At 68.2% G+C, this 24,573-nt stretch carries 20 protein-coding genes and 1 tRNA gene; 11 read left to right on the top strand and 10 right to left on the bottom strand.

Features of this window, described 5'->3' with window-relative positions:
- Positions 1–162 precede the first annotated feature (162 nt).
- From purT to B7P44_RS12895, 3 genes are all read left to right on the top strand, one after another.
- Positions 163–1,386 (top strand): formate-dependent phosphoribosylglycinamide formyltransferase, encoded by a 1,224-nt coding sequence (purT, locus tag B7P44_RS12910; protein ID WP_084904699.1) that lies wholly within the window; start codon positions 163–165, stop codon positions 1,384–1,386.
- Between the two features lie 77 nt (positions 1,387–1,463).
- Positions 1,464–1,844, top strand: coding sequence for an MliC family protein (locus B7P44_RS12905; protein ID WP_084904696.1), 381 nt, complete (start codon positions 1,464–1,466; stop codon positions 1,842–1,844).
- Between the two features lie 353 nt (positions 1,845–2,197).
- Positions 2,198–3,676: a DEAD/DEAH box helicase gene (locus tag B7P44_RS12895; protein ID WP_231716618.1), complete on the top strand. Its 1,479-nt coding sequence runs from the start codon at positions 2,198–2,200 to the stop codon at positions 3,674–3,676.
- A gap of 194 nt (positions 3,677–3,870) precedes the next feature.
- On the opposite strand, the gene gluQRS is transcribed toward B7P44_RS12895, so the two are convergent.
- On the bottom strand, positions 3,871–4,767 hold the full coding sequence (gene gluQRS, locus B7P44_RS12890) for a tRNA glutamyl-Q(34) synthetase GluQRS (protein ID WP_084904693.1): 897 nt from the start codon (positions 4,765–4,767) through the stop codon (positions 3,871–3,873).
- Positions 4,768–4,789: 22 nt separating this feature from the next.
- Entirely contained in the window at positions 4,790–5,653 is an 864-nt protein-coding gene (locus B7P44_RS12885; protein ID WP_084904691.1) for a sulfurtransferase, read from the bottom strand.
- Between the two features lie 233 nt (positions 5,654–5,886).
- Here B7P44_RS12885 and dnaE point away from each other — a divergent pair, with 233 nt between their 5' ends.
- The 3 genes from dnaE to B7P44_RS12870 all read left to right on the top strand — a co-directional run bounded on the left by dnaE (position 5,887) and on the right by B7P44_RS12870 (position 11,623).
- Positions 5,887–9,420 carry a DNA polymerase III subunit alpha gene (dnaE, locus tag B7P44_RS12880; RefSeq protein ID WP_084904688.1) on the top strand — a complete coding sequence of 1,178 codons (3,534 nt, stop codon included), beginning with the start codon at positions 5,887–5,889 and terminating at the stop codon, positions 9,418–9,420.
- A gap of 7 nt (positions 9,421–9,427) precedes the next feature.
- Positions 9,428–10,489, top strand: a complete 1,062-nt coding sequence (locus tag B7P44_RS12875) for a glycosyltransferase family 4 protein (RefSeq protein ID WP_084904685.1) — start codon at positions 9,428–9,430, stop codon at positions 10,487–10,489.
- A gap of 96 nt (positions 10,490–10,585) precedes the next feature.
- Positions 10,586–11,623, top strand: coding sequence for a glycosyltransferase family 9 protein (locus tag B7P44_RS12870; RefSeq protein WP_084904682.1), 1,038 nt, complete (start codon positions 10,586–10,588; stop codon positions 11,621–11,623).
- A gap of 24 nt (positions 11,624–11,647) precedes the next feature.
- Here B7P44_RS12870 and B7P44_RS12865 read toward each other — a convergent pair whose 3' ends face one another.
- On the bottom strand, positions 11,648–12,661 hold the full coding sequence (locus B7P44_RS12865; protein ID WP_084904679.1) for a glycosyltransferase family 2 protein: 1,014 nt from the start codon (positions 12,659–12,661) through the stop codon (positions 11,648–11,650).
- A 118-nt stretch (positions 12,662–12,779) separates the two neighbouring features.
- Here B7P44_RS12865 and B7P44_RS12860 point away from each other — a divergent pair, with 118 nt between their 5' ends.
- Together B7P44_RS12860 and B7P44_RS12855 are read left to right on the top strand one after the other, a co-directional pair.
- Complete coding sequence (locus B7P44_RS12860; RefSeq protein ID WP_133117954.1) at positions 12,780–14,042, top strand: O-antigen ligase family protein; 1,263 nt, start codon at positions 12,780–12,782, stop codon at positions 14,040–14,042.
- Positions 14,043–14,125: 83 nt separating this feature from the next.
- Positions 14,126–15,304, top strand: a complete 1,179-nt coding sequence (locus B7P44_RS12855) for a glycosyltransferase family 9 protein (protein ID WP_231716617.1) — start codon at positions 14,126–14,128, stop codon at positions 15,302–15,304.
- Between the two features lie 8 nt (positions 15,305–15,312).
- On the opposite strand, the gene B7P44_RS12850 is transcribed toward B7P44_RS12855, so the two are convergent.
- Positions 15,313–16,101: a glycosyltransferase family 2 protein gene (locus tag B7P44_RS12850; RefSeq protein ID WP_084904670.1), complete on the bottom strand. Its 789-nt coding sequence runs from the start codon at positions 16,099–16,101 to the stop codon at positions 15,313–15,315.
- 208 nt (positions 16,102–16,309) lie between these two features.
- Between B7P44_RS12850 and msbA the strand changes: the two genes are divergently transcribed.
- Positions 16,310–18,061: a lipid A export permease/ATP-binding protein MsbA gene (gene msbA, locus B7P44_RS12845; RefSeq protein ID WP_231716616.1), complete on the top strand. Its 1,752-nt coding sequence runs from the start codon at positions 16,310–16,312 to the stop codon at positions 18,059–18,061.
- Between the two features lie 105 nt (positions 18,062–18,166).
- On the top strand, positions 18,167–18,547 hold the full coding sequence (locus B7P44_RS12840; RefSeq protein WP_084904663.1) for an RcnB family protein: 381 nt from the start codon (positions 18,167–18,169) through the stop codon (positions 18,545–18,547).
- Between the two features lie 64 nt (positions 18,548–18,611).
- Here the strand turns inward: B7P44_RS12840 and B7P44_RS12835 are convergent, their stop codons facing one another.
- From B7P44_RS12835 to B7P44_RS12810, 6 genes are all read right to left on the bottom strand, one after another.
- Positions 18,612–19,175: an FUSC family protein gene (locus B7P44_RS12835; protein ID WP_084904660.1), complete on the bottom strand. Its 564-nt coding sequence runs from the start codon at positions 19,173–19,175 to the stop codon at positions 18,612–18,614.
- A 40-nt stretch (positions 19,176–19,215) separates the two neighbouring features.
- Complete coding sequence (locus B7P44_RS12830; RefSeq protein WP_084904657.1) at positions 19,216–20,484, bottom strand: MFS transporter; 1,269 nt, start codon at positions 20,482–20,484, stop codon at positions 19,216–19,218.
- Positions 20,481–21,440 (bottom strand): PRC-barrel domain-containing protein, encoded by a 960-nt coding sequence (locus B7P44_RS12825; RefSeq protein ID WP_084904655.1) that lies wholly within the window; start codon positions 21,438–21,440, stop codon positions 20,481–20,483. Before B7P44_RS12825 ends, B7P44_RS12830 begins: the two co-directional genes overlap by 4 nt.
- 324 nt (positions 21,441–21,764) lie before the next feature.
- Positions 21,765–23,009 (bottom strand): collagen-like triple helix repeat-containing protein, encoded by a 1,245-nt coding sequence (locus B7P44_RS12820; protein ID WP_084904652.1) that lies wholly within the window; start codon positions 23,007–23,009, stop codon positions 21,765–21,767.
- Positions 23,010–23,448: 439 nt separating this feature from the next.
- Positions 23,449–23,784: a YggL 50S ribosome-binding family protein gene (locus tag B7P44_RS12815; RefSeq protein WP_084904649.1), complete on the bottom strand. Its 336-nt coding sequence runs from the start codon at positions 23,782–23,784 to the stop codon at positions 23,449–23,451.
- 61 nt (positions 23,785–23,845) lie between these two features.
- Positions 23,846–24,241 (bottom strand): hypothetical protein, encoded by a 396-nt coding sequence (locus tag B7P44_RS12810; RefSeq protein WP_084904646.1) that lies wholly within the window; start codon positions 24,239–24,241, stop codon positions 23,846–23,848.
- A gap of 201 nt (positions 24,242–24,442) precedes the next feature.
- On the opposite strand from B7P44_RS12810, the gene B7P44_RS12805 reads away from it, so the two are divergent.
- Positions 24,443–24,519 (top strand) — tRNA-Met (locus B7P44_RS12805).
- Positions 24,520–24,573 lie beyond the last annotated feature (54 nt).

Below are 24,573 nucleotides of genomic sequence, written 5' to 3'. Positions count from 1 at the left end.
GTCGCGTCAGGCGAGGCGACTGTCCACGCACGAAAACGTTCTCGGCCCGCCGGCGCATCGCGCGCGGCGGCGCGGAACCAGCCGAAACGCGGCCGGACCGGCGCCGATGCGCGTGTTAGCATCGCAGTCGTTTTCGACCTCCAACCAGAAGCGGGAAATCACATGCAGATCGGTCAGCGGCTCGGTACGCCGCTTTCGCCCTCGGCCACGCGCGTCATGCTGCTCGGCGCCGGCGAACTCGGCAAGGAAGTCATCATCGCGTTGCAGCGGCTCGGCGTCGAGGTGATCGCGGTCGACCGCTATCCGGGCGCGCCCGGGCACCAGGTCGCGCACCGCGCGCACGTGATCGACATGACCGACGCCGACGCGCTGCGCGCGCTCGTCGAGGCCGAGCGTCCGCACCTGATCGTCCCCGAGATCGAGGCGATCGCGACCGACGCGCTCGCGGCGATCGAAGCGGCGGGCGTCGCCGAGGTGATCCCGACCGCGCGCGCGACCCAGCTCACGATGAACCGCGAGGGCATTCGCCGGCTCGCCGCCGAGGAACTGGGCCTGCCGACGTCGCCGTACGCGTTCGCGCAGTCGTTCGACGAGTTCAGGGCCGCCGTCGCGAAGATCGGCATGCCGTGCGTCGTGAAGCCCGTCATGTCGTCGTCGGGCAAGGGGCAGTCGGTCGTGCGCAGCGAAGCGGACGTCGAGCCCGCGTGGCAGTACGCGTTGGCGGGCGGGCGCGTGAATCACGGGCGCGTGATCGTCGAGGGCTTCGTGGATTTCGACTACGAGATCACGCAGCTCACGGTGCGCGCGATCGATCCGGCCAGCGGCGGCACGCAGACCTATTTCTGCGAGCCGGTCGGCCACGTGCAGGTCGCGGGCGACTACGTCGAGTCGTGGCAGCCGCAGCCGATGTCCGCGGCGGCGCTCGCGCGCTCGCGCGAGATTGCGCACAAGGTGACCGAGGCGCTCGGCGGGCGCGGGCTGTTCGGCGTCGAGCTGTTCGTGCGCGGCGACGAGGTCTGGTTCTCCGAAGTGAGCCCGCGGCCGCACGACACGGGCCTCGTCACGCTCGCGTCGCAGCGCCAGTCGGAATTCGAGCTGCACGCGCGCGCGATCCTCGGCCTGCCGGTCGACCCGACGCTCGGCTCGCCGGCCGCCTCGGCGGTGATCTACGGCGGGCTCGACGAGCGCGGCATCGCGTTCGAGGGCGTGCGCGACGCGCTGGCGGTGCCGGGCACCGACCTGCGCCTGTTCGGCAAGCCGGAGAGCTTCGCGAAGCGGCGCATGGGCGTCGCGCTCGCGACCGGCGCCGACATCGACGAAGCCCGCGACCGCGCGAAGCGCGCCGCCGCGGCCGTCAAGCCCGTTTTCTCCGCTTCCGCGCGCTGACGCCGCCGATCCCGGATAACGAACACCGGCGCGCCTGCACGGGCGCGCTTGTCACCACGTCTCGTGAGAGGAGCCGCATGATTCGTCAAACCCTCGCCGCGCTCGCGCTGGCCGGACTGTCCGTTTCCGCCGCGCATGCCGCGCAGCTGACCGTCGAGGAGATCGACGCCGACGCGCGCCAGAACGCCGTCTACCAGTGCGCGAACCAGAAGCAGCCGGTGCGCGTGTCGTACTGGCTCGCCGGCAACGGCCAGAGCTTCGCGCTCGTGCCGGTCAACGGCCAGCGGCTGCTGTTCGTCGACACCGTGTCGGCGTCCGGCGTGCGCTACCAGGCCGGGCGCTATACGTGGTGGACCAAGGGCAAGGAGGCGACGCTGCGCGACGAGATCGCCGACGAGAAGGCGCCGCCGCTGCTGTCCGACTGCGTGCAGGTCGAGAAGAAAAAGAAGAAGGGGTGACCCGCGAGGGCGGTGCGCAAGGGCAGGTTTCCGGCTGAATTCGGACCGAACCTGCTCGCGGACCGCTGCTGCGGCCACAGCGGTCGAACGCCGGGATCGAGCACCGGGTTTGACCGCTGCGCAGGGCTGTCACGGACACGTCGCCGCGCAGTGCTACAATACGACCCTTTCCGCCGGCATTCGCGCCGGACGGAGTCCGCACGGCCCTGGGCCTATACGGTCCATCGCGCCAGAGCGGCGCCGCGCGGCGCGCCGCGGCTCCGTCTACTTCCGAAATGTGATTTGCGCAGCGCGCCCGCCGGGCCGAGCTGACGCGTGATGTCCCCGCCGCGCCTTTTGAGCGAAACGCCACCATGTCCGATTCTGTCGCCAAGCCTGTCGACGCAACCTTCGATCAATTCGGCCTTGCCGCCGATATCCTGAAAGCCATTGCGGAGCAGGGCTATACGACGCCGACGCCGATCCAGGCGCAGGCGATTCCGGTCGTGCTCGCCGGCCGCGACGTCATGGGCGCCGCGCAAACGGGTACCGGCAAGACCGCGAGCTTCTCGCTGCCGATCCTCCAGCGCCTGCTGCCGCAGGCCAACACGAGCGCGTCGCCTGCCCGCCATCCGGTGCGCGCGCTGATCCTCACACCGACCCGCGAGCTCGCCGACCAGGTCGCCGCGAACGTGCATGCGTACGGCAAGCACACGCCGCTGCGCAGCGCGGTCGTGTTCGGCGGCGTCGACATGAATCCGCAGATGGCCGAGCTGCGCCGCGGCGTCGAGATCCTGATCGCGACGCCGGGCCGCCTGCTCGACCACGTGCAGCAGAAGACTGCGAACCTCGGGCAGGTGCAGATGCTCGTGCTCGACGAGGCCGACCGGATGCTCGACATGGGCTTCCTGCCGGACCTGCAGCGGATCCTGAACCTGCTGCCGAAGGAGCGCCAGACGCTGCTGTTCTCGGCGACGTTCTCGCCGGAAATCAAGAAGCTCGCGTCGACCTACCTGCGCAACCCGCAGACGATCGAGGTCGCGCGCAGCAACTCGACGAACGCGAACGTCACGCAGATCGTCTACGACGTCGCCGAGGGCGACAAGCAGGCCGCCGTCGTGCAGCTGCTGCGCGATCGCGGGCTCAAGCAGGTGATCGTGTTCTGCAACAGCAAGATCGGCGCAAGCCGGCTCGCGCGCAACCTCGAACGCGACGGCGTGGTCGCGTCGGCGATCCACGGCGACAAGACGCAGATCGAGCGGATGCAGGCGCTCGACGCGTTCAAGCGCGGCGAGATCGAGGCGCTCGTCGCGACCGACGTGGCCGCGCGCGGCCTCGACATCGCCGAGCTGCCGGCCGTGATCAACTTCGACCTGCCGTTCAGCGCGGAAGACTACGTGCACCGGATCGGCCGCACCGGCCGCGCGGGCGCGACGGGCGATGCACTGTCGCTGTGCAGCCCGAACGAGCGCAAGCAACTCGCCGACATCGAGAAGCTGATCAAGCGTCCGCTCGAGGTACAGACGCTGGCGCTCGACAAGCCGGCGCGGCATCGTCACGACGAGCGCGGCGGTGAGCGTGGCGAGCGCGGCGGCGAACGGGGTGGCCGGCGCGAGCGCGACGAGCATCGCGGTGCGGCGGGGCGTCGCTCGGCCGGCGCCGAGCGCGGCCATCATCGCCGCCACGAGGCGCCGATCGACGATTTCTTCCTGAAGCCATACGAGTCGTCGGCGCCGGTGAAGCAGCCGGAAGAGGCGCAGCCCGCGCAGCACGAGAAAAAGGGCCCGAAGCGCCAGGTGGCTGCGCTGCTCGGCGGGTTCGGGATGCCGCGCAAGCCGTCGGCGGAAACGTAATAAGCGGTCGGCCGCGATCGGAAGGTCGCAGCAAGCCGGGTGCATGCGAGCTGCATGCACCCGTTTTTCATTTGCGGGGTCGGATGGGATGCGATAGGGCGGCGCGCAGCCGGCCCTGAGTCGCCGAGAATCGTGCCGGATCGATTCCGGCAAGCGGGCGATGCCCGCGTTTGTGCGCGGACGATGGCGGAACGCTAGCCAGCCTGCGACCCGAAGCGCCGCGCCCATGTGGCCGTCGCCGCCGCATAGAACGCGTCGAGCGTCGCGCCCGGCAATTCGCCGTGGTCGGGCGCCAACCCGAGATGGGCGGCCGCGGCTTGCAGCGCGGGCAGCGGATCGTCGCGTTCGAGCGCGATCGCGCCGGTCTGCTTGCTGAGTTTCTCGCCGCTCGCGTCGACGACGACCGGCACGTGCAAGTACGACGGCGTCGGCACGCCGAGGCAGCGCTGCAGGTAGATCTGCCGCGCGGTCGAGTCGAGCAGGTCGGCGCCGCGCACGACGTGCGTGATGCCAACGTCGGCGTCGTCGACGACGACCGCGAGCTGGTAGGCCCACTGTCCGTCCGCGCGTTTCAGCACGAAGTCGCCGACTTCGGTGGCGAGATTCTGCGATTGCGTGTGCTGCCAGCGATCGTCGAACGTGACGATCGCGGCGTCGCCGTCCGGCACGCGCAGCCGCCATGCGCGCGCGGGCTTGCCGTGCAGGCCCGATCGGCAGGTGCCCGGGTACGCGAGCGTCGTGTGGCGCTCGTGCGCGGCGCGCAGCGAATCGGCGATTTCCTTGCGCGTGCAGCCGCACGGATAGACGAGCCCCGCCGCCTTGAGCCGCTCGAGCGCGGCCGCGTAATCGGTCTCGCGTGCGCTCTGCCAGACGGGCGGCTCGTCCGGCGTCATCCCGAAATGCGCGAGCGTCGCGAGGATGTCCTCGGCCGCGCCGGGCACCGTGCGCGGCCCGTCGATGTCCTCCACGCGCACGAGCCATGCGCCGCCGTGCGCGCGTGCGTCGAGCCAGCTCGCGAGCGCGCCGACGAGCGAGCCGAAATGCAGCGGCCCGGTCGGCGACGGCGCGAAGCGGCCGCGATAGCCGTTCATCGATGGGCGTGCCGGAATGCGCTTACGCGGCGCTGGCGGCGCCGGTGACGTTCAGGCAGGCCGGGCAGGACTGGCCTGCCACGTAGGCCGGCGATTGCTGCTGTTCCGGCGTGACGACCGCGCGGCACGCGAAGCAGGTGACGTTCGCGGTCGGTTCGAGCTGCGGATTCAGCGCGGTGCGATAGTCGAACACGAAGCAGTCGCCGTGATAATGCGCGCCGCCGACTTCCTCGAAATACTTGAGGATGCCGCCTTCGAGCTGGTACACGTTGTCGATGCCGACGTCCTTCATGTGGATCGCCGCCTTCTCGCAACGGATGCCGCCCGTGCAGAACGACACGATCGTCTTGCCTTCGAGGTCCGCGCGGTTCGCTTCGATGACTTCCGGGAATTCGCTGAACTTGGCGATCCGGTAGTCGAGCGCGTTGTCGAACGTGCCGACGTCGACCTCGAACGCGTTGCGCGTGTCGAGCATCACGACCGGGCGGCCCGCGTCGTCGTGGCCGCGGTCGAGCCAGGCCTTCAGCGTGCGCGCGTCGACGAACGGCGCGCGGCCGAGTTCCGGCTTGATCGCCGGCTTCTTCATCGTGATGATCTCGCGCTTCAGGCGCACGAGCATGCGGCGGAACGGCTGCGAGTCGGACAGGCTTTCCTTGAACTGCAGCGTCGCGAACTTGCCTTCGAACAGCGGGTCGTGGCGGATGTAGGCGATGAACGCGTCGGCCGCTTCGCGCGGGCCGGCGATGAACAGGTTGATGCCTTCCGGCGCGAGCAGGATCGTGCCGCGCAGGCCGAGTTCGTTGCAGCGGGCGGTGACGAGCGGGCGCCATTGTTCGGTCGCGTCGAGCGACACGAAGTGGTAGGCGGCGAGATTGACGATACTCATGGTGGTCGAACGAGAGAGCGGCCGCGGCCGTGCGACGGTCGCACGGAGGCTCGCAAAAAAGGGTGCGAAGCCGGGCGGCGGATTCGAAAACCCGTATTATCCCGCAAACCGGGCATCGGCCGGCATTCTGCCGATTGGCCAACGGCGCGGCGCACGGTCGCGGGCATCGGCCGGACGGCCAGCGCGGGGATTTTTTGGGCGGCCTGCGCGGCGGGGCGGCTACAATAGCGCCCATGTCAGATCCCCGCTTCGTCCATCTTCGCGTTCACTCCGAATTCTCGATTGCCGACGGCATCGTGCGCCTCGACGACGTCGTCAAGGCGGCAGCCGCGGACGGTCAGGGCGCGCTCGCCCTCACCGATCTCGGCAATGCATTCGGCCTCGTCCGTTTCTACAAGGAAGCCCGCGGCAAGGGCATCAAGCCGATCGCCGGCTGCGACGTCTGGATCGCCAATCCTGACGATCGCGACAAGCCGTCGCGCCTGCTGCTGCTCGTGAAGGACAAGTGCGGCTACCTGAATCTGTGCGAGCTGCTGTCGAAGGCGTGGCTTACGAATCAATACCGCGGCCGCGCGGAGCTCGACGCGAGCTGGCTCGACGGCGAGCTCGCGCAAGGCCTGCTCGCGCTGTCGGGCGCGCAACAGGGCGACATCGGCCTCGCGCTCGCGGCCGGCAACGAGGAGGCCGCGCGCCGTCACGCGCAGCGCTGGGCGAAGGTGTTCCCGGGCGGCTTCTACATCGAACTGCAGCGCTACGGCCAGCCGGGCGCCGAAGCGTACATCCAGCAGGCGGCGACGCTCGCCGCGGCGCTGAAGCTGCCGGTCGTCGCGACGCATCCGACGCAGTTCATGACCGACGACGATTTCACCGCGCACGAGGCGCGCGTGTGCATTTCGGAAGGCGACATCCTCGCGAATCCGCGGCGCCAGAAGCGCTTCACGACCGACCAGTACTTCCGCACGCAGGACGACATGGTCGCGCTGTTCGCCGACCTGCCGTCCGCGGTCGCGAACACCGTCGAGGTCGCGAAGCGCTGCAACCTGACGCTCGAGCTCGGCAAGCCGAAGCTGCCGCTGTTCCCGACGCCGGACGGCATGTCGCTCGACGACTACCTGATCCAGCTGTCGAAGGAGGGGCTCGAGAAGCGCCTCGTGCAGCTGTATCCGGACGAAGCCGAGCGCGACGCGCAGCGCGACACGTATTACAAGCGGCTCGAATTCGAGTGCGGGACCATCACGAAGATGGGCTTCCCGGGCTACTTCCTGATCGTTGCCGACTTCATCAACTGGGCGAAGAACAACGGCGTGCCGGTCGGCCCCGGGCGGGGTTCGGGCGCGGGTTCGCTCGTTGCCTACGCGCTCGGTATTACCGACCTCGATCCGCTGCGCTACAACCTGCTGTTCGAGCGCTTCCTGAACCCGGAGCGGGTGTCGATGCCCGACTTCGACATCGACTTCTGCCAGCACGGCCGCGATCGCGTGATCCAGTACGTGAAGGAAAAGTACGGCGCGGACGCGGTGTCGCAGATCGCCACGTTCGGCACGATGGCCGCGAAGGCGGCCGTGCGCGACATCGGCCGCGTGCTCGACCTCGGCTACATGTTCACCGACGGCGTCGCGAAGCTGATCCCGTTCAAGCCGGGCAAGCACGTGACGATCGCCGACGCGATGAAGGAGGAGCCGCAGCTCCAGGAGCGCTACGACCATGAGGACGAAGTCCACCAGCTGCTCGACCTCGCGCAGCGCGTCGAAGGCCTGACGCGCAACGTCGGGATGCACGCGGGCGGCGTGCTGATCGCGCCCGGCAAGCTGACCGATTTCTGCCCGCTCTACACGCAGGGCGACGACGGCGGCGTCGTCAGCCAGTACGACAAGGACGACGTCGAAGCGGTCGGCCTCGTGAAGTTCGACTTTCTGGGCCTCACGACGCTGACGATCCTCGACTGGGCGGAGCGCTATATCCGCCGTCTCGATCCGTCGAAGGCCGACTGGTCGCTCGCGCAGGTGCCGCTTGACGATGCCGCGTCGTTCCAGATCCTCAAGAAGGCCAACACGGTCGCCGTGTTCCAGCTGGAAAGCCGCGGCATGCAGGGCATGCTGAAGGACGCGCAGCCGGACCGCTTCGAGGACATCATCGCACTCGTGTCGTTGTACCGTCCGGGCCCGATGGACCTGATCCCGAGCTTCTGTGCGCGCAAGCACGGCCGCGAGAAGGTGGACTATCCGGATCCGCGCGTCGAGCCCGTCCTGAAAGAGACCTACGGCATCATGGTCTATCAGGAGCAGGTGATGCAGATGGCGCAGATCATCGGCGGCTACTCGCTCGGCGGCGCGGACTTGCTGCGCCGCGCGATGGGCAAGAAGAAGGCCGAGGAGATGGCCGAGCATCGCGAGATCTTCGCCGCGGGCGCCGCGAAGAACGGCCTGGCCCGCGAGAAGTCCGACGAGATCTTCGACCTGATGGAGAAGTTCGCGGGCTACGGCTTCAACAAGTCGCACGCGGCGGCCTACGCGCTGCTCGCGTACTACACCGCGTGGCTGAAGGCGCACCATCCGGCCGAATTCATGGCGGCCAACATGACGCTCGCGATGGACGACACCGACAAGGTGAAGATCCTGTTCGACGATTGCGTCGTGAACAGCCTGGCCGTGCTGCCGCCGGACATCAACCAGTCGCATTACCGGTTCGAGCCGGTCGCGGAAGCCGACGGCAAGCGCTCGCGCACGATCCGCTACGGGCTCGGCGCGGTGAAGGGCAGCGGCCAGAACGCGATCGAGGAAATCTTGCGCGCGCGCGAGGAGAAGCCGTTCACCGACCTGTTCGATTTCTGCGAACGGATCGACCGGCGCGTCGTGAACCGCCGCACGATCGAGGCGCTGATTCGCGCCGGCGCGTTCGATTCGCTGACCGCGAACCGCGCGCAACTGCTCGCGTCGGTGCCGCTCGCGATGGAAGCGGCCGACCAGGCCGCGGCGAACGCGATGCAGGCGGGCCTGTTCGACATGGGCGCCGAGTCGCCGCACGCGCATGCGCTCGTCGACGAGCCGGCCTGGGACGACAAGCGCCGCCTGCAGGAGGAGAAGGGCGCGCTCGGCTTCTACCTGTCCGGTCACCTGTTCGATGCGTATCGCGACGAGGTGCGCCGTTTCGTGCGCCAGAAGGTCGGCGAGCTGAAGGAAGGGCGCGACAAGGTCGTTGCCGGCATCATCGCGTCGCTGCGCACGCAGATGACCCAGCGCGGCAAGATGCTGATCGCGCTGCTCGACGACGGCACGGGCCAGTGCGAGATCACGATCTTCAACGAGCAGTTCGAGGCGAACAAGGCACTGTTCAAGGAAGACGAGCTGCTGATCGTGCAGGGGCAGGCGCGCAACGACGCGTTCACGGGCGGCATTCGCTTCACGGCCGATACGGTGATGGATCTCTCGCGCGCGCGCAGCCGCTATGCGCAGGCGGTGCGGTTGACGGTGAACGGCAGTGCGGACGCAGCCGTGCTGCGTCGCGTGCTCGAGCCGCACGTGTCGAAGGCCGATCCGGCCGCGGCGAACGTCGTCGAAGCACCCGCGCCGCGCGGCGGCGGGCGCGACGGCGGCCGCCGGCAGCAAGCGCCGCTGCCCAACGGGCTCGCGGTCCAGATCCACTACAGCAATGCGCGTGCGCAAGGCGAGATGCGCCTTGGCGAAGCGTGGCGCGTGAAGCCGAGCGACACGCTGCTCGCGGAGTTGCGCGCGGCGTTCGGTCAAGGCTCGGTCGACCTGGTTTACTGATTTCACGATGAAGATTGGCATTTCCGCGAACGCACTGAAGCACGGCGGCGGGCTCGAGCGGTACGCGATGGATCTGGTTTGTGGCGTTGCCGAGCGCGGCATCCGCCCCGCCTTCTTCGCGCGGCGTTTCGACACGTCGTTGCCCGAATACCGGCTGGTCGACCCGCACCGGATCAACGTCGCGTTCCTGCCCGGCAAGTTGCGCGATGCATGGTTTTCGTGGCGGATCGGCTCACTGCGTCGTTCGGCACATGTCGATGTGCTGATTGGCTGCAATCGCGTCGACACATCGGAAATTGCGATCTGCGGTGGTACGCATCGCGGCTTCCTGCAAGCGATGGGTCGCGAGCAAGCCTGGTCCGACCGGCGCCAGATCGCGCTGGAAAGCCGGCAATATGCTCATGCCGACATCGTGGTCGCGCATTCGATGCAAATGCGCGACGAGCTGCGCACGCTGTATGACGTACCCGACGAGAAGATCGAGGTGCTGTTTCCGCCGGTCGACGCCACGCGCTTCAAGCCGTGCGACGACGCGACGCGACGTGCCTTGCGCCAGCGATTCGGCTTCGCCGACCATGAAATCGTGCTGCTGTTCGCATCGAGCAGCCATGCGCGCAAGGGATTGCCGCTCATCGAGGCCGCCTTGCGGAATATCGACGCACCGCTCGTGGTGGCGGTGGCCGGAAGACCCGCGAAGTCCGACGACCCGCGTGTGCGGTACATCGGCTACGTGAAGGACATCGAGCATTGCTACCGCGCAGCGGATTTCAGCGTGCTCGCGTCGCTCTACGAGCCGTTCGGGCTCGTCGGCATCGAATCCGTACTGTGCGGAACGCCGGTGATATTTGCGTCGAATATCGGCTGTTGCGACGCGATCGCCGAGCATGCGAAGTTCGTATTTGCCGCTGGCGATGCAAGCGACCTCCAGCGCGCGCTCGAGGCGGCGGCCCGCGCACCGCGGACCGCGCCTGCCGAGATCGCGCAGGGTGCCGTGTTGTACGACGTGAGCGTGCAGTCGCACGTCGATGCGCTCGTCGCGATGGCCGGCCGTGTTCGGGCCGCGCGCTAGGGGCGGTGTCCTGGCTGCAATGTTGTCCAGGCTGTCACGGGGCAGTCATGGGTATCAGAAGAAGCAGATAAATAGGGCAGAGCGCCCCGAACAACAATGACCTCGACCGACGCTATCAAACGGATTCTCGTCATCAGAATCGATTTTCTCGGTGACATGCTGTGCACGACGGCTTTCTTGCATGCGCTTAAGCGGCGCTGGCCCGACGCGGAGCTCCATGTGCTTGCAAACAAGTACAACCGCGCGGCGCTGGCGGGGAACCCGGATGTGACCGCGGTGCATTCCTATGTGTACAGCAAGCAGTTCGAGCGTAACGAGCGGCCTGGCTTCATGGCTGCACTCGTGTCCCGGTTCGCGCTCATCAGGCGGCTGCGACGCCTGCGCTTCGACCTGCTGATCGTGCCGAACGGCGGCATGCACAAGAACAGTATTCGTTTCGCGCAGCAACTCGGCGCGAAAGATTGCCGCTGGCACGACGTACACACCGAATTCGACGACCGCAAACCGGAGCATGTTGCGCAGCGGCCGATGCGGCATGAGGCGTTGTCGGGATTCAGGTTGGTGCCGGAGTTGCCCTGGCCCGACGAGGATGCGTTGCGCCTGTTCGTTCAGCCGGACGGCGCGCGCCGCGTCCACTGGCGCCGCGAGTTCGGTCCGAAGGCGCGGCCCCGCATCGGGCTGTTCGTGTCGAACCGGTCGGCGGAGCGGCGCTGGCACCCGTCGAAGTGGCGCCTGCTTGCTGCCGCGCTTCATTCACGCGCCGACGTGATCGTGTTTCAGGACCCCGCCGGGTCTTCGTCAGGCGACGACTGGCGCGACATGCCGGTGCATTGCGCGACGCCGGCGTCAGTTGCCGACATGGTGGCCGCTGCGAGCGAGCTCGATCTCATCGTGTCCGCCGATAGCGCACCGGTCCATCTCGCGTCCGCGCTGAGGCTGCCGGTGGTTGCATTGTTCGAGAACCGGCCGGAAAAGTATCTGCGCTGGTTTCCGCTCGGTACTCGGCATGTCATCGTGAGGGCCGAGCGGATTGTGGACGACATCGGCGTCGATGCCGTCGAAGCGGCGATTGCCGGGCTGGTCGACGAGAATGGGCAAGTATCCGACGGCGCATCGTCGACGGCAGCGGCGTAACGTGTGCGTTGCGACTCCCCGCGTTCAGCGGGCGTCGCGCGCGAGCCAGCGCTTGAGCGCGAATACCGGCGCGTAGACGGCCGGGCACGCCGCATACAGGAACATGCGGATGCGAAAGCCAGGCTTGACCCGCGAGGCGGTCGCGAGCAGGCGGAGTTTCGCGGCGAGCCCTTCGGCTGCGAATACGTCACGCGTATAAGACTCGCGCGCGATCTTGCCGGCGAGCGCATCGCGCATCCGCGGGCCGACGCCTGCCGTGTCGGCATCACGGATCAATTGCGTGACTTCGGCGAGCGCGAACCGGTTGGTTTGCAGGATGCGTGCAATGAAATCATCGACGGTTTTCCAGCGCCGCTTGCGCGACAGCCCGCCGTGGCGATAGCGGACGAGCGGCTCGCGCAGGCTCAATGCCCCGCCTGTCATGATGGCGCGGAACGTCATGATCTGATCCTCGGCCATTGCCCCGGGCATCATGTCGCCGAAGCGGTCGAATAGCCGTCGCGACCACGCGTGCGCCGCGCCGACGACGTACGGGCGGCCGGCCAGCCAGTCGTCGAACGACCGGTAGCGACCGAGATCGGTGGGGGCGATGCGTGCGTGCGTATCGCCGCGCGCGTCGAGTTCGACGAGGTCGCTTGAAATCAGGTCCGGCGTGCGGTTGTGGGCGAGCCAGAACTCGACGAGCCGCCTGCAGCGTTCAGGCGCCGATACGTCGTCGCCGGCTGCAACGACGAGCAGCTCGCCGCGGCTCATCCGGGCCAGTTTCGACAAGTGTGCGCTGATACCCTCGTTTTTCTCGTTGCGGTTGAGGATGACGCGGTGCGGGCCGTCGTAGCGGCGTACGACGTCGGCCATCACGTCGAAGGTTCTGTCGGGAGAGCAGTCGTCCGACACGATGATCTCGAGCGGCGAGTAATCCTGCGCGAGCACGCTTTCGAGTGCGGCTTCGATCAGATGCTCCTGACGGTAGGCGATCAGCAGTACCGAAACGAGCGGGCGCTGATCGGCGGAAACGGGATCCGGAAGGGCGTCAATCATCAGTTTTGGGAGTGTGTTCAGCGGCTATAATCTTGCATTCTCGCGGAACGCCGGGTCCGGCGGCGGCGCATGGCGACGTACGCGCTGTGTAGATTCTATCGATTTTCATTCAACAATCTTGACGCGCACCCAGTCACTGCTGAACATCGTTGCGACCGCAGCGATTGTATTATCGCCAACCCTGATTCTGTCAATGAAAGGCGGGGCTGGGTACTGCTTCTTCACGGTCCTCGTGCTGTCGCTCGTCTATCTGGGACGTGCGGAGAACCGGCGCGCAGCCGCGCGCCTGTGGCGGACGCACCGCTGGTTCCTGGGTTCGCTGCTTGGGCTGCCGTGTATCGTGCTCTTCCAGATTCTGGTCATGGGCACCGGCAAGTTTCCGGCGCTCGATCCGCTGCTGCGCCTCGCGCTGTCGATCCCGTCCTTCTTTTTGCTCGCGTCGTTGCCGTCGCGCCAACTCCGGCTGGTGCAATGGGGCTTCGTCGCCGGCGCGCTCGCGACTGGCGCATGGGCCGTCTATGCGACCCTCCATCCGGAAGTCTGGTTCGACCCTGGCCGTCTCGGTAATTCGTTTACAAATCCGATTCCGTTCGGCGATACAGCGCTGTTGCTGGCCTTTCTCGCGATCGCCTCGATTCCGCGTACCGAGTCTGTCGTGCCCCCGATGGAAGTCGCGGTCAAGCTCGTCGCGCTGATTGGCGGCATCTACGCGTCTTACCTGTCCGGAACACGTGGCGGATGGATCGCGATCCCGATGCTGCTCTGGTTTGCCATCGCCGGGAAGCACTGGCTGGCCGACCGGCGAGCGCGCGTCATATTTGTCGCGGTGCTGGCCGGCTGCGTGATCGTTGCGGCGTCGACGCACGGCATAAGCACGCGGTTCGCTGCGATCGGCTCCGACGTTCAGGAGATGCAGGAAGGTAACAGCAGCACGTCGACGGGCGCTCGGCTGGACCTGTGGCGCGCTTCGGCGCAAATTTATGCTGCGCATCCGGTGCTGGGCGTCGGGCGGGGCAGTCTCGAGTCGGCGCTTGGCGAGCTTGCCAAACGGGGCGAGGTGCCGAAATTTGTCGTCAACGGCCGCGCCCATAGCGAGTTCTTTTCGGTGCTCGCGGAAATGGGCACGTTGGGGATCCTCGCATTGCTGACGTTATATGGCGCGACTTTCGCGGCGTTCTGGCGCGCGCGCCGGAGCACAGACCCGGATACCGTCGTCGCCGCCTATCTCGGGATGTCGCTCGTGGGCTCGACGATTCTGTTCGGCCTGACGATCGACGTGCTGACGCTCGTGATGAATGTCGCATTTTTCGGGCTGACGGCGGTGACGCTGCTCGCATGGATCGAGGCGCGAGCCAGGGAGATCGCGGCGTCCGGTCGTTGATTCCGTCCGCCCCACATGATTACCCGCCCGCGCTCAAGCGGGCCCTTGCGCTAGAATCAAAACGAATCCTCGTACCGACCGCCGTGAACTCCGCGCTTTCTTTCGCCCGTCCCCCGCAGGCCATCCTCGTCGCATGTACGCGGCGCATCGGCGACGTACTGCTTGCGACGCCGCTCGTCCATTCTTTCAAGCAGCATTGGCCCGACGTGGCGATCGACATGGTCGTCTTTCGCGGTACCGAAAGCGTGCTTGAAGGCAATCCGGATATCCGCAACGTGATCGTGGTCGAGCGGCGCGCGAAGCCGAAGGAGCGGCTCGCGGATGCGTTGCGGCTATGGCGTCGCTACGACCTTTCGCTCGCGGTGACCAGCTCGGACCGCGCGCGATTCTACGCATGGTTCGCGGGCCGCAAGCGCGTCGGGCTTGTCGATTCGCAACGCATCACGCGCACGGCGCGGCTGATGCTGCACCGGATCGCGCCCGACCACCAACTGGATGACCATATTGTCGCGAGCGGCCTGTCGCTTGCGCCGCTCGTTGGCGTCGCCCCGGTGGGCGAGGTCGTTGCGCCGTCGAGCGCTGACCCGATGCGCCGCGAATGGCTGCGCGCGCGCCTTGCTGCACCGCCCGCCGCGCGGGAAGGCCAGCCGCTTGCCGTCGTGCATCCTTCGCCGATGTACCGCTACAAGCAATGGCGCGTCGACGGCTGGGCCGGCCTGGTGCGCTGGCTCCGTTCAAATGGCTATGCGGTCGCGTTGACGGGCGGCCCGGGCGATGCGGAGCGCGCCTATGCCGAAGAAGTGATTGCGGCGGCTGGCGAACCGGTGGTGAACTTCGTCGGGGAATTGAGCTTCGGGGAGACGGCCGATGTCATTCGGCAAGCGAAGCTCTTTGTCGGGCCCGATACGGGGGCGACCCACGTGGCTGCCGCGTGCGGGACGCCGACGCTCGCGCTGTTCGGCCCGTCCGATCCGGTGCGCTGGGGCCCGTGGCCGCAGCACTGGCCGGCCGATGGCGAGATGCCCTGGCAGCGGCGCGGCTCGGGCCGTCAAGGCAACGTCTATCTGCTTCAAGGCGATGGCGATTGCGTACCGTGCCGGCAGGAGGGCTGTGAGCGCCGCGTCGACAGTACGAGCGACTGCTTGACCGGGCTGTCTATATCGCGCGTGATTGCCGCCGCCGCAGAAATGCTCGGCATGCCGGCGCCGCACAGCGACGTGTCGGCAGAGATCAGCGTGCCGTTGCCGAAACCGCAGCGGTAACTGCTGGCTCAGCGGCTCGACTGGCGGGCGTCCGTCTCGCTGTCGCGCAGCCGGGCTGCGTGGTCGAGCTTGAGGAAACGGTAGTAGACGGTCTCGGCGTTGAAGATTGCGATCATGAACCCGGCGCGGCCGTCCAGGAAGCCGCGGCGCAGCAGGTAAGTGCGCACGAATGCCCAGCTGCCCCGCAGCAATGCCTTGCGGAATCCCCCACGTTGTCCGGCTGCGAGCCGCTGCCGGGCACCCGCACTCGAATAGGCGTCGAGTTTGCGCAGCACCGCTTCGAAATCTTCATACGAGTAGTGCAGCAGCTTGCCGCCGAGGCGGACGGCCGTGCTTGCGAACACGAGCCGCTCGTGGACCAGGTCGTCGGAGAAGTGGGCGCTGCCGCGGCGGAACAGTCGCGGAATCCAGTCCGGATACCAGCCGCTGTGCCGGATCCATTGTCCGCAGAAGCTCGACAGGCGATCGACCGCATAGACGTCTGCGCGCGGCGCGCGGATGGCGGCCCGGATCGCGTCGGCAAGTTCCGGCGTGACGATTTCGTCGGTGTCGATCGACAGGATCCAGTCGGTCGCGAGCGCCGCGACAGCCCGATTCTTCTGAGGCCCGAAGCCGGGCCAGTCGCCGGTGACCATGACGCGCGCACCGTGCGCGCGCGCGATCGCGGCGGTGTCGTCGCTGCTGCCATGCTCGACGACAACGATGTCGTCGGCGAAAGACAAGGCGGTGAGGCAGGATGCCAGTTGGTCGGCGGCGTTTCGCGCGATCAGCGCGACGCCCAGCGTGGGTTCGGTCATCGAGGGGAGCTGAGACGCCGCAGGTGGGTGCGGCGGGATGCAGAGTATACCTCCAGCGAGGCCGACGCCGGGCGGTGCGTGGAATCAATGCGGATATAATAATGGGCCTTTTTTGGGGCCCGGCGTGCGCCGGCCCATATGACCTCACGAGCCGACCTGCCGGCTCACAAGGATAGCTTTGGATAGTCAGAACACCTTGCGCAAACCCATGAGCGGTGAGGGCACGTCGCCTTCGACCGTGTTCAAGCGTCTCTGGCCGTTGATCCGCCCGCTGCTGGGCTTCGTCGTGCTGGCCATTGCAACGATGGCGGTCGTCGCAGCGACGGAGGCAGGCATTCCGGCCTTGCTCAAGCCGCTGCTCGACCACGGGTTCGGCGCCAAAAGCGCCGACCAGGCGAAGTGGCTCGTGCCGCTGGCGGTGATCGGCCTCGCGCTCGTGCGCGGGGTGGCCCAATATGCGTCCGGCTACCTGTTGAGCTACGTGTCGAACCGGATTCTGCTTGATCTGCGACTGCGGATGTTCGAGCGGATGATCCACACCGGCGCGTCGTTCTTCCAGCGCGAGACCGCGAGCACGGTGATCAACGCGATCGTCTTCGAGGTCAACCAGATTCTCTCGGTGCTGACGGGCGTGATGGTCACGCTCGTGCGCGACTCGTTGACGGTGATCTTCCTGCTCGGCTACCTGTTCTACCTGAACTGGCGGCTCACGCTGATCGTCGCGGTGATCCTGCCGGGCATCGGCTGGCTCGTCAGCAAGATCAACCGCCGGCTGCGCCGCCTGAACCGCGAGCACCAGACGCTCACCAACGAGCTGTCGTACATCGTCGAGGAGACGGTCGGCGGCTACAAGGTCGTCAAGGTGCATAACGGCGAGCCGTACGAAATCGACCGCTTCACCGCGATGAGCAAGCGCCTGCGCGGCTATGCGATGCGGATGACGATCTCGGGCGGTCTTGCGCAGCCGATCACGCAGTTTCTTGCGTCGATCGCGCTCGCGGTCGTGATCACGATCGCGGTCTTTCAATCGTCGAACGACCAGACGACGGTCGGCGGCTTCGTGGCATTCGTGACCTCGATGCTGCTGGTGATCTCGCCGCTCAAGCACCTGATCGACGTGAACCAGCCGCTGCAGCGCGGGATGACGGCCGCCGAGCTGATCTTCGGCCTGATCGACGAGCCGGTCGAGCCGCGCGGCGGCGGGCGGCCGCTCGCCGCCGCGCGCGGCGAGATCGAGTTCCGCGGCGTGACGTTCGACTACGGCGCGGCCGAGCGGCCGACGCTCGACCGGATCTCGTTCAAGGTCGCGCCGGGCGAGATGGTGGCGCTTGCGGGGCCGTCCGGCAGCGGCAAGACGACGCTCGTGAACCTGCTGCCGCGCTTCTTCGATCCGACCGGCGGCTCGGTTCTGCTCGACGGCGTGCCGATCGCCGACTACGACATCCATGCGCTGCGCAGCCAGATGGCGATGGTGAGCCAGGACGTCGTGCTGTTCAACGACACGATCGCCGCGAACGTCGCCTACGGGCAAGCGCCGGATCGCGTGCGCGTGCAGGCCGCGCTCGAGGCGGCGAACCTCGCGGACGCGGTCGCCGCGATGCCCGACGGGCTGGACACGGTCGTCGGCGGCAACGGGATGCGCTTGTCCGGCGGCCAGCGCCAGCGTCTCGCGATCGCGCGTGCGATCTACAAGGACGCGCCGATCCTGATCCTCGACGAAGCCACGTCGGCGCTCGATTCCGAATCGGAGCGCCACGTGCAGGCGGCGCTCGAGCGGCTGATGGAAGGCCGCACGACGCTCGTGATCGCGCACCGCCTGTCGACGATCGAGCGCGCCGACCGCATCCTCGTGCTCGAGGCCGGCAAGATCGCCGAAGAGGGCACCCACGACGAACTGCTGCGCCACGGCGGCCTGTACGCGCACCTGCATCGCATCCAGTACCAGCAACAGGCGGCCTGACGGACGCGCGGCGAGCCGCCGCGCGTTCGCTGTCATGCCGGCGTGATAGTCTTCACTGCGCAGTCCGCAGTCGTTTCATTCGACCGAACAACACGGAGGGAACGCATGAAGAAGACGCATCGCATGATGTGGGTCGCAGTGATCGCGGCGAGTTTCGCTACGCCGCTCGCGATGGCCCAGGACGAGCAAGGGAATGGCCACCACGGCGGCCCCGGGATGCAGCATGGTCACGGGCCGAAGCACATGCCGCCCGGCCAGATGCGGCACGGCGACGATGCGCCGCCGCGCTGGGCGGACGAGCCGCGCCGCGAATGGCGCAAGGGCGACCGGCTGCCCGACGAATTCCGCGACCGCCAGTACGTGGTCGACGACTGGCGAGGCTATCGCCTGAGCGCGCCGCCGCGCGGCTATCACTGGGTCGGCATCGGCGGGGACTACCTGCTCGTGCAGATCGGCTCGGGCGTCGTGCTGCGGGTCGGCCCGTAATCGCTCGCGCCTGCCGGGCGTGCCTGCGCCCGGCGAACGCCGGCCAACCATTCACATAGTCGCGCTACGCGCGCGCAACCCAGCGCCGCTCGATCTTCGACGTCGCCCAGCACACGCCGAGCGCGCACACCGTGCCGAGCGTCACCTCGCCGAGCCGCACGAGCGGCATGTCCCACAGCGGGCCGCTGCCCGGAAACAGCATCACGATCGTCGCGGTGACGCCGCCGAGCCGCGCCGCGCTGCCGACGTTCAGGCACCAGCAGCTGACGATCACGACCGCGACCGCGATCGCATAGGCGACCATGTCGTGGCCGCCGCCGCCGAGCGCGGCGCCCGCGAAGCCGAGCACGCCGCCGACCATCGCGCCGACGAATTGGTCGCGCGACAGCGACATCGTGTCCGCGTAGTTGTGCTGGGTGACCGCGATCGCGGTGATCGCGGCCCAGACTGCCTGCTCGGTGTGCAGCGCGCGCCCGATGCCGTAGGCGAGGCACGCGCCGCAGACGGCCTGCAGCGCCATCAGCCCGCCTTGCACGAGCCGCTGGCGCAGCGACAGCCCCTTGAACAGGTCGAAGATCGACTGCTGGATCTGCTGCCGGGTTTCGTTGAGTGTCCTGAGCGTATTCATCGTCTGGCTGCCATGGATCGGGTGATGCGGGCGCCCCGCATCAGCGCACCTGCTCGGGCGACGCGGGGGCGGGCGCCTCGGCCTGATCGTCGCCGTTCTCGACGCGCGTTTCCGGCATCGCGAGCCACACGAGCAGCACCGCGAGCGCGCCGGCCGCGGCGAGCCCGAAGAAGCTGACCGCATTGCCGAAATGGTCGGCGATGTAGCCGGCCACGGCCGTGCTGAAGGTCGCGCCGATTCCCGCCGCGAGGCCGAACAACCCGATGCACAGGTTGTAGCGGCCCTTGCCGCCTGCGACGTCCGCGGCGATCAGCGGCAGCATCACGCCGAACACGGCGGCGCTGATGCCGTCGAGCATCTGCACCGGCACGAGCAGGTACGGGCTGCTCACGCCGGCGAACAGGAGCGCGCGCACCGGCAGCGCCGAGAAGCCGAGCAACAGGATCGGCCGGCGGCCCCAGCGCTGCGCGGAGCGGCCGACCCACGGCGACAGCATCGCGACGATCGCCTGCGGCACGATGATGCACGCGGCGATCACGAGCTGCACGTTCTCGCCCATGCCGGCCGTCACTTCGCCGGCCGCGAGGTTCAGCATCGCCGCGTTCGACAGGTGGAACAGCACGACGCACGCGGCGAAAGTCAGCATCCGCCGGTCGCGCAGCAGCTCGAGCAGCGTCTCGCGTTCCTCGCCGTCGCGGTCGTCCTTGTCGTCATGCTTGCCGCCGCCATGCGGGATCACCGTATGGGTCGGCTGGATCATCGCGAGCGCGAACAGCGCGGGCAGCGCGAGCACGGCGGTCAGCCAGAACACCGCGCGCGCGGAGAAGTATTCGCCGGTAAGCCCCATCAGGCCCGCCGCGACCGCGCTGCCGATCGACGCCCAGCGCGCGTTGCGGCCGAGCCGGTCGCCGAGGTCCGCGCGGCCGACCAGCGAGAACGAGATCGCCGCCATCGCCGGCACCAGCATGCAGCTCGCGAAGCCGTGGAATACCTCGGCCGCGATCACCGGCACGATCGTCGGGCTCGCGGCCAGCAGCACCGCGGACAGGATGATCGCCGCGATCGCCCACGCGGCCGCGCCTTTCTTGTTCTTCAGCGCATCGACGGCCGCGCCGCCCGGTACCTGGCTCACCATCGCGCTGATCGTGCCGATCGACAGCACCATGCCGATCTCGCCTTGCGTCCACTTGTGCGACGCGAGGTACGACGCAATGAACGGACCGAAGCCCGTTTGAACGTTTGCCACGAAGAAGTTCAGCCAGTCGAGCGCCCGGAGGCTGCGCACGCTGACGGTCTGGTGGATCGTCATCGCGTGGCACTCGCAGACGAGGCCGGCGCGGGGGCGGGCGGCGGCGAGACGGCGACGAGCGGCTTGTCCGCCGCGTAGGGCGGCGACGCCTTGATCTGCGCGTCGTTGAGGTCGAGCTGCGGGCGCAGCGTCTTGTCGCGCGTGACGAAGCGCAGCGCGGCCCAGTTCGCGGCGATCGAGCGGCGATCCGTGTTGACGAGCCCGCCGAGGTCGAGCACGACCGCCTGCGGCTGCGCGTCGCGGTCGATCAGCACGTCGACGACGCGGCCGATCCTCGTGCCGTTCGGCCGTTCGACGTCGCTGTCGAGCACCGGCAGGCGCGTGGCCGGCGACGCGGCGGACGAGCCTGACAGCGGCACCGCCTTCGGCCGGGCGGCCGGCGGCAGATCGCCCGACGGCACGTCGAGCACGATCGGCTCGCGCTTGCCGCCCGGCGTAAAGCGGAACACGTTCCACGGGAAGCTGACCTTGCGGTCGCCGACGCCCATGAAACCCTGCAGGTTGACGATCATCTCCCGCGGCTTGCCGCTCGCATCGGTCACCATGTCGACCGCGTGACCGATCACCTTGCCGTTGCGCCGCGCCACGTCGCTGTCGAGCAGCGCTCGGATCTGGGTGCGGTCGAGCATGCGCGTCGCGACGAGCGGGGCCGGCGCGGGCGGCGCCGGCGGCGGCGACTCCGGACGCTGGACCGGCTTCGGCCGCGCGACTTCGCGCTGCGGCTTCTTCGGCGCCTCGGCTTCGGGCCGGATCGGCGCGGGTACGGGCGGCATCGTCAGCGGTTCGCCGGCGGTTTCCTCGACCGGCTCGACGAGCGCCTCGCTGATCGGCGCGGGCGGGTTTTGGGTCGGCAGCAGCCCGCAGCCGGACAGCAGCGCGGCAGCGGCGAGGATCGGGAAGAACGTCGTGGACGGGAATGACATGCGGGACGCGTGAAGCGGATATCCGCCGCTCATTGAAAACTCACTCCAAGGGTCGGGGGCGGCCCGGAGGCACGCGGCTGGCGATGGAAGGCGGGTGCGTGCGGCGCACCATGCGAGGGGAGAGTTTACCGTGTCTGGCGGGAAAGGCCGAAGAACGGGGGCGAGCGACGTGAATCGGCGCACGAAAACCGCGGTCGGCGGCGTGCGCGCGGGCGCCGGCGCATCGCGGCGACCGGAGCCGGAGGCCGGTGCGCCGGGCCGTGCGGCATGGCGTCGCAGCGGCCGGCAGCCTTCGGTGGCCGGCTTGCCGGCGACCCCCGCGCCGTGTCGAACGACTGCGCAGGGGCCGCGAGGGGGTTACTTGACCAGCCCGCCGAGCGCGGTCGTGACGGGTGCGAGCAGCCCGCCGCCAGTCTTCGCCAGCGTGCCACCCGAGCTGCTGCCCGTCAGCGCGCCTGCCGGCGCGCCGCCGGCGGCGCCCGCGACAGTGCCGCTCACCGTGCCGACCGCCGACGTGAGCGCGCCCGTCGGGCTACCGCCGCCCGTTGCGCCGCCGAGCGCGCCGGTCGCCGTCGACACGAGTCCCGTCACCGGCGCGAGCGCGTTGGCCGCGCCCGGGCTGCCGCCGCCGCCGAGCAGCGCCGTGCCCGTGGTTGCGACCGTGTTGCCGGTGGCCGTCACGACGTTGCCGACACCGGTCGTGACCGGGTTGCCGCCGGTCTTCGCGAGCGTCGTGCCGGCGCCCGCGACCGCGTTGCCCACGGTCGTGACGAGATTCGTGAGCGGCGCGCCGAGCGGCGTGCTCGACGCGACGGTCTGCGTGACCGAGCCGACCGTCGACGTGATCGGCGTGATCGCCGAGCTCGCGGCGCCCGTCACCTGCGCGACCGGCCCGGTCGACAGTTGCGTGCCGAGCGTCGCGCCGCCGCCCGCGATCGTGTTGCCGAGCGTCGTGATCGCGCCGCCGACCGGCGACGTGACCGGCGCGAGCGGCGACAGGGCCGAGCCGGTCGAGCCGACGCTCGTGACGACGCCGCCGGTCGCGGCGACCGCGTTGCCGAGATTCGTGACCACGCCGCCCGTGCTCGCGACCGTCGTGCCGATCGGGTTCGGCGACGCGCCGAGCTGGCCGAGGCCCGAGCCGATGCCGTTGCCGAGCGTCGTCACGGCCGCGCCGGTATCCTGCACGACCGCGCCGAGCCCTTGCGTCGTCGCGGGGCTCGCGCCCGGCAGCGTCTGGCCGGCGATGGTCGTGCCGATGCCGGACACTGCGCCGCCCGCGGCGGTCACGATGTTGCTCGACGCGGCGGCGGTCTTGCCGACCGCATTGGCCGGCGTGCCGCCGGTGCCGGATGTGCTGCCCGTGCCGCCGGACGTGCTGCCGGTGGTGGTGCTGTCGGCCCCGGAGCCGCTGCCCGAGCTGTTGCCGCTGCCGGCGCCGCCCGCCGTGGCGGTCGTGGCGCCCGAGCCGGAACCCGAGCCGCCGGTGCCCTGGCTCAGCGTGCCGGAGCCGCCGCATGCGGACAGCGACAGCAGCGCCGCAACGCCCGCCGCGATCAAGGTCGTTCGGAGTACTGTGCGATTGATGTTCGGCATGTTCATTGCGTCCTCGTATCGAATGGTGGGGTGAGGTCAGGCGAGCGTCGCCGAAGGCGACGCGTCGCTGGCGAGTCGCTCGCCGCTGCGGGGTTGAAGGGTGTGGCGGATCATCGGTTGTCTCCCTGTCTGGCCTGTCGTCGTGTTGCGCCGGTCGGAATCCGCATCCCGTTTCAATCGGACGGCTGACATTCTTTCGTCCGGCTTGCTGATCGAGCCGGAATTCGTCGGATTCTTTGCGATCAGAGTAGGCGAGCGGCCGCGAGACTTCCTTTAACCAACGTTAAATTGAAGTAAGCATCCGATTCATTGGACGCAAGTGTGCAGGGCGGGGGAGCGGGGAGGTGGGCGCGGCTGCGCGCTCGGGCAGCCGCGCGTGACCGGCCCGCTCGGCGAGCGGGCCGGGTAGCGAGTGCGTCGCGCAAGGCGACGCCCGCGCGAAGGCTTACGCCTCCGGATACCAGGCGTCGGTGAAGTCGCTGACGGCGACGTCGGTCAGCTCGGGCCGGGCCTCGAGCCACGCGCGAACCGATTCGCGGTCCGCGTCGGTCGTCGTGCCGCGCGGCGCGCCGGAAATCACGTAAGCGCTGATGCCTTCGTCCGCGGACGCGACGGTCAGCAGCCCGTTCGCCTCGACGAAGTCGATGAACGTGTCGATCAGTTCGCCGCGCTGGAGGTCGCTCAGCTCGGTGCGGTATTGGGCCGATGCGCAGAAGGCCAGTTCCTGGAATTCGCCGATGTGGAGTTTCTTGCGCTGGCGGCGGTTGCGTTGCTTGCTCATGGTGCTTGATAAATGCGATAGGGATGGAAAAAGAGGCTTCGTGCGGCGGGAGCGCGTGCGTTCACTTCACGCACTGCACATCCTTCCTGGGCACGGAGATGATCACCGGGTACGTTCCGCGCTCGAGTTCCACGCGCGCGACCACGACCAGCGTCTGCGCGTCGCTGTCATCGTACACGCTGACCCGCTCGTGCCGAAGATACGTGACGCCGGTGCAGCCGGACGTGCGGCTGTCTTCGGAGACCTTGCAGTCGAGCGGATTGTCGGCGAGGTAGCGATACTTCTCCGGGGTCGCAAGGTATTCGCGCAGGCTTTGCGCGGATCCGCCGACGCCGGTGACGGTCGCGATCGCGCACGATTGCTGCGACGCGTCGCTGGCGATCGAGGTTTCGGCCGTTGCCGGCACGCTCGCGAATGCGAGCGCGGCGGCGAAGGTTGAGGCGATGATGGACTTCATGGCGCGGTTACCCGTGTGCGGACTCAGCGCGGCATTGTAACCAACCCTTGCGGGCAGGGTTGTAGACAGCGTGTCGCGCGCCGTGCGTCACATCAGCACGACTGCACGGGCAGCAGCGGCAACGACCCGAACGGCTGGTATCGAACAGGAAAAAACCAAACGCGCTTTGACGCAGAGCAGCATTGCGATTACAATTCGCTCCGCGGGGTGGAGCAGTCTGGCAGCTCGTCGGGCTCATAACCCGAAGGTCATAGGTTCAAATCCTATCCCCGCAACCAACATCGAAGCCCGCTCTGCGTAAGCAAGCGGGCTTTTGTTTTGCCCGCGCAGCG

Source organism: Burkholderia ubonensis subsp. mesacidophila, from assembly GCF_002097715.1.
In the GTDB taxonomy this organism is placed as follows: Bacteria; Pseudomonadota; Gammaproteobacteria; order Burkholderiales; family Burkholderiaceae; genus Burkholderia; species Burkholderia mesacidophila.
This window is presented reverse-complemented; position numbering and strand designations above follow the sequence as displayed.

Bases quoted from the DNA above. Each gene is read 5' to 3' on its own strand.
- purT (WP_084904699.1), top strand. From the start codon at position 163: ATGCAGATCGGTCAGCGGCTCGGTACGCCGCTTTCGCCCTCGGCCACG.
- B7P44_RS12905 (WP_084904696.1), top strand. From the start codon at position 1,464: ATGATTCGTCAAACCCTCGCCGCGCTCGCGCTGGCCGGACTGTCCGTT.
- B7P44_RS12895 (WP_231716618.1), top strand. From the start codon at position 2,198: ATGTCCGATTCTGTCGCCAAGCCTGTCGACGCAACCTTCGATCAATTC.
- gluQRS (WP_084904693.1), bottom strand. From the start codon at position 4,767: ATGAACGGCTATCGCGGCCGCTTCGCGCCGTCGCCGACCGGGCCGCTG.
- B7P44_RS12885 (WP_084904691.1), bottom strand. From the start codon at position 5,653: ATGAGTATCGTCAATCTCGCCGCCTACCACTTCGTGTCGCTCGACGCG.
- dnaE (WP_084904688.1), top strand. From the start codon at position 5,887: ATGTCAGATCCCCGCTTCGTCCATCTTCGCGTTCACTCCGAATTCTCG.
- B7P44_RS12875 (WP_084904685.1), top strand. From the start codon at position 9,428: ATGAAGATTGGCATTTCCGCGAACGCACTGAAGCACGGCGGCGGGCTC.
- B7P44_RS12870 (WP_084904682.1), top strand. From the start codon at position 10,586: ATGACCTCGACCGACGCTATCAAACGGATTCTCGTCATCAGAATCGAT.
- B7P44_RS12865 (WP_084904679.1), bottom strand. From the start codon at position 12,661: ATGATTGACGCCCTTCCGGATCCCGTTTCCGCCGATCAGCGCCCGCTC.
- B7P44_RS12850 (WP_084904670.1), bottom strand. From the start codon at position 16,101: ATGACCGAACCCACGCTGGGCGTCGCGCTGATCGCGCGAAACGCCGCC.
- msbA (WP_231716616.1), top strand. From the start codon at position 16,310: ATGAGCGGTGAGGGCACGTCGCCTTCGACCGTGTTCAAGCGTCTCTGG.
- B7P44_RS12840 (WP_084904663.1), top strand. From the start codon at position 18,167: ATGAAGAAGACGCATCGCATGATGTGGGTCGCAGTGATCGCGGCGAGT.
- B7P44_RS12835 (WP_084904660.1), bottom strand. From the start codon at position 19,175: ATGAATACGCTCAGGACACTCAACGAAACCCGGCAGCAGATCCAGCAG.
- B7P44_RS12830 (WP_084904657.1), bottom strand. From the start codon at position 20,484: ATGACGATCCACCAGACCGTCAGCGTGCGCAGCCTCCGGGCGCTCGAC.
- B7P44_RS12825 (WP_084904655.1), bottom strand. From the start codon at position 21,440: ATGAGCGGCGGATATCCGCTTCACGCGTCCCGCATGTCATTCCCGTCC.
- B7P44_RS12820 (WP_084904652.1), bottom strand. From the start codon at position 23,009: ATGAACATGCCGAACATCAATCGCACAGTACTCCGAACGACCTTGATC.
- B7P44_RS12815 (WP_084904649.1), bottom strand. From the start codon at position 23,784: ATGAGCAAGCAACGCAACCGCCGCCAGCGCAAGAAACTCCACATCGGC.
- B7P44_RS12810 (WP_084904646.1), bottom strand. From the start codon at position 24,241: ATGAAGTCCATCATCGCCTCAACCTTCGCCGCCGCGCTCGCATTCGCG.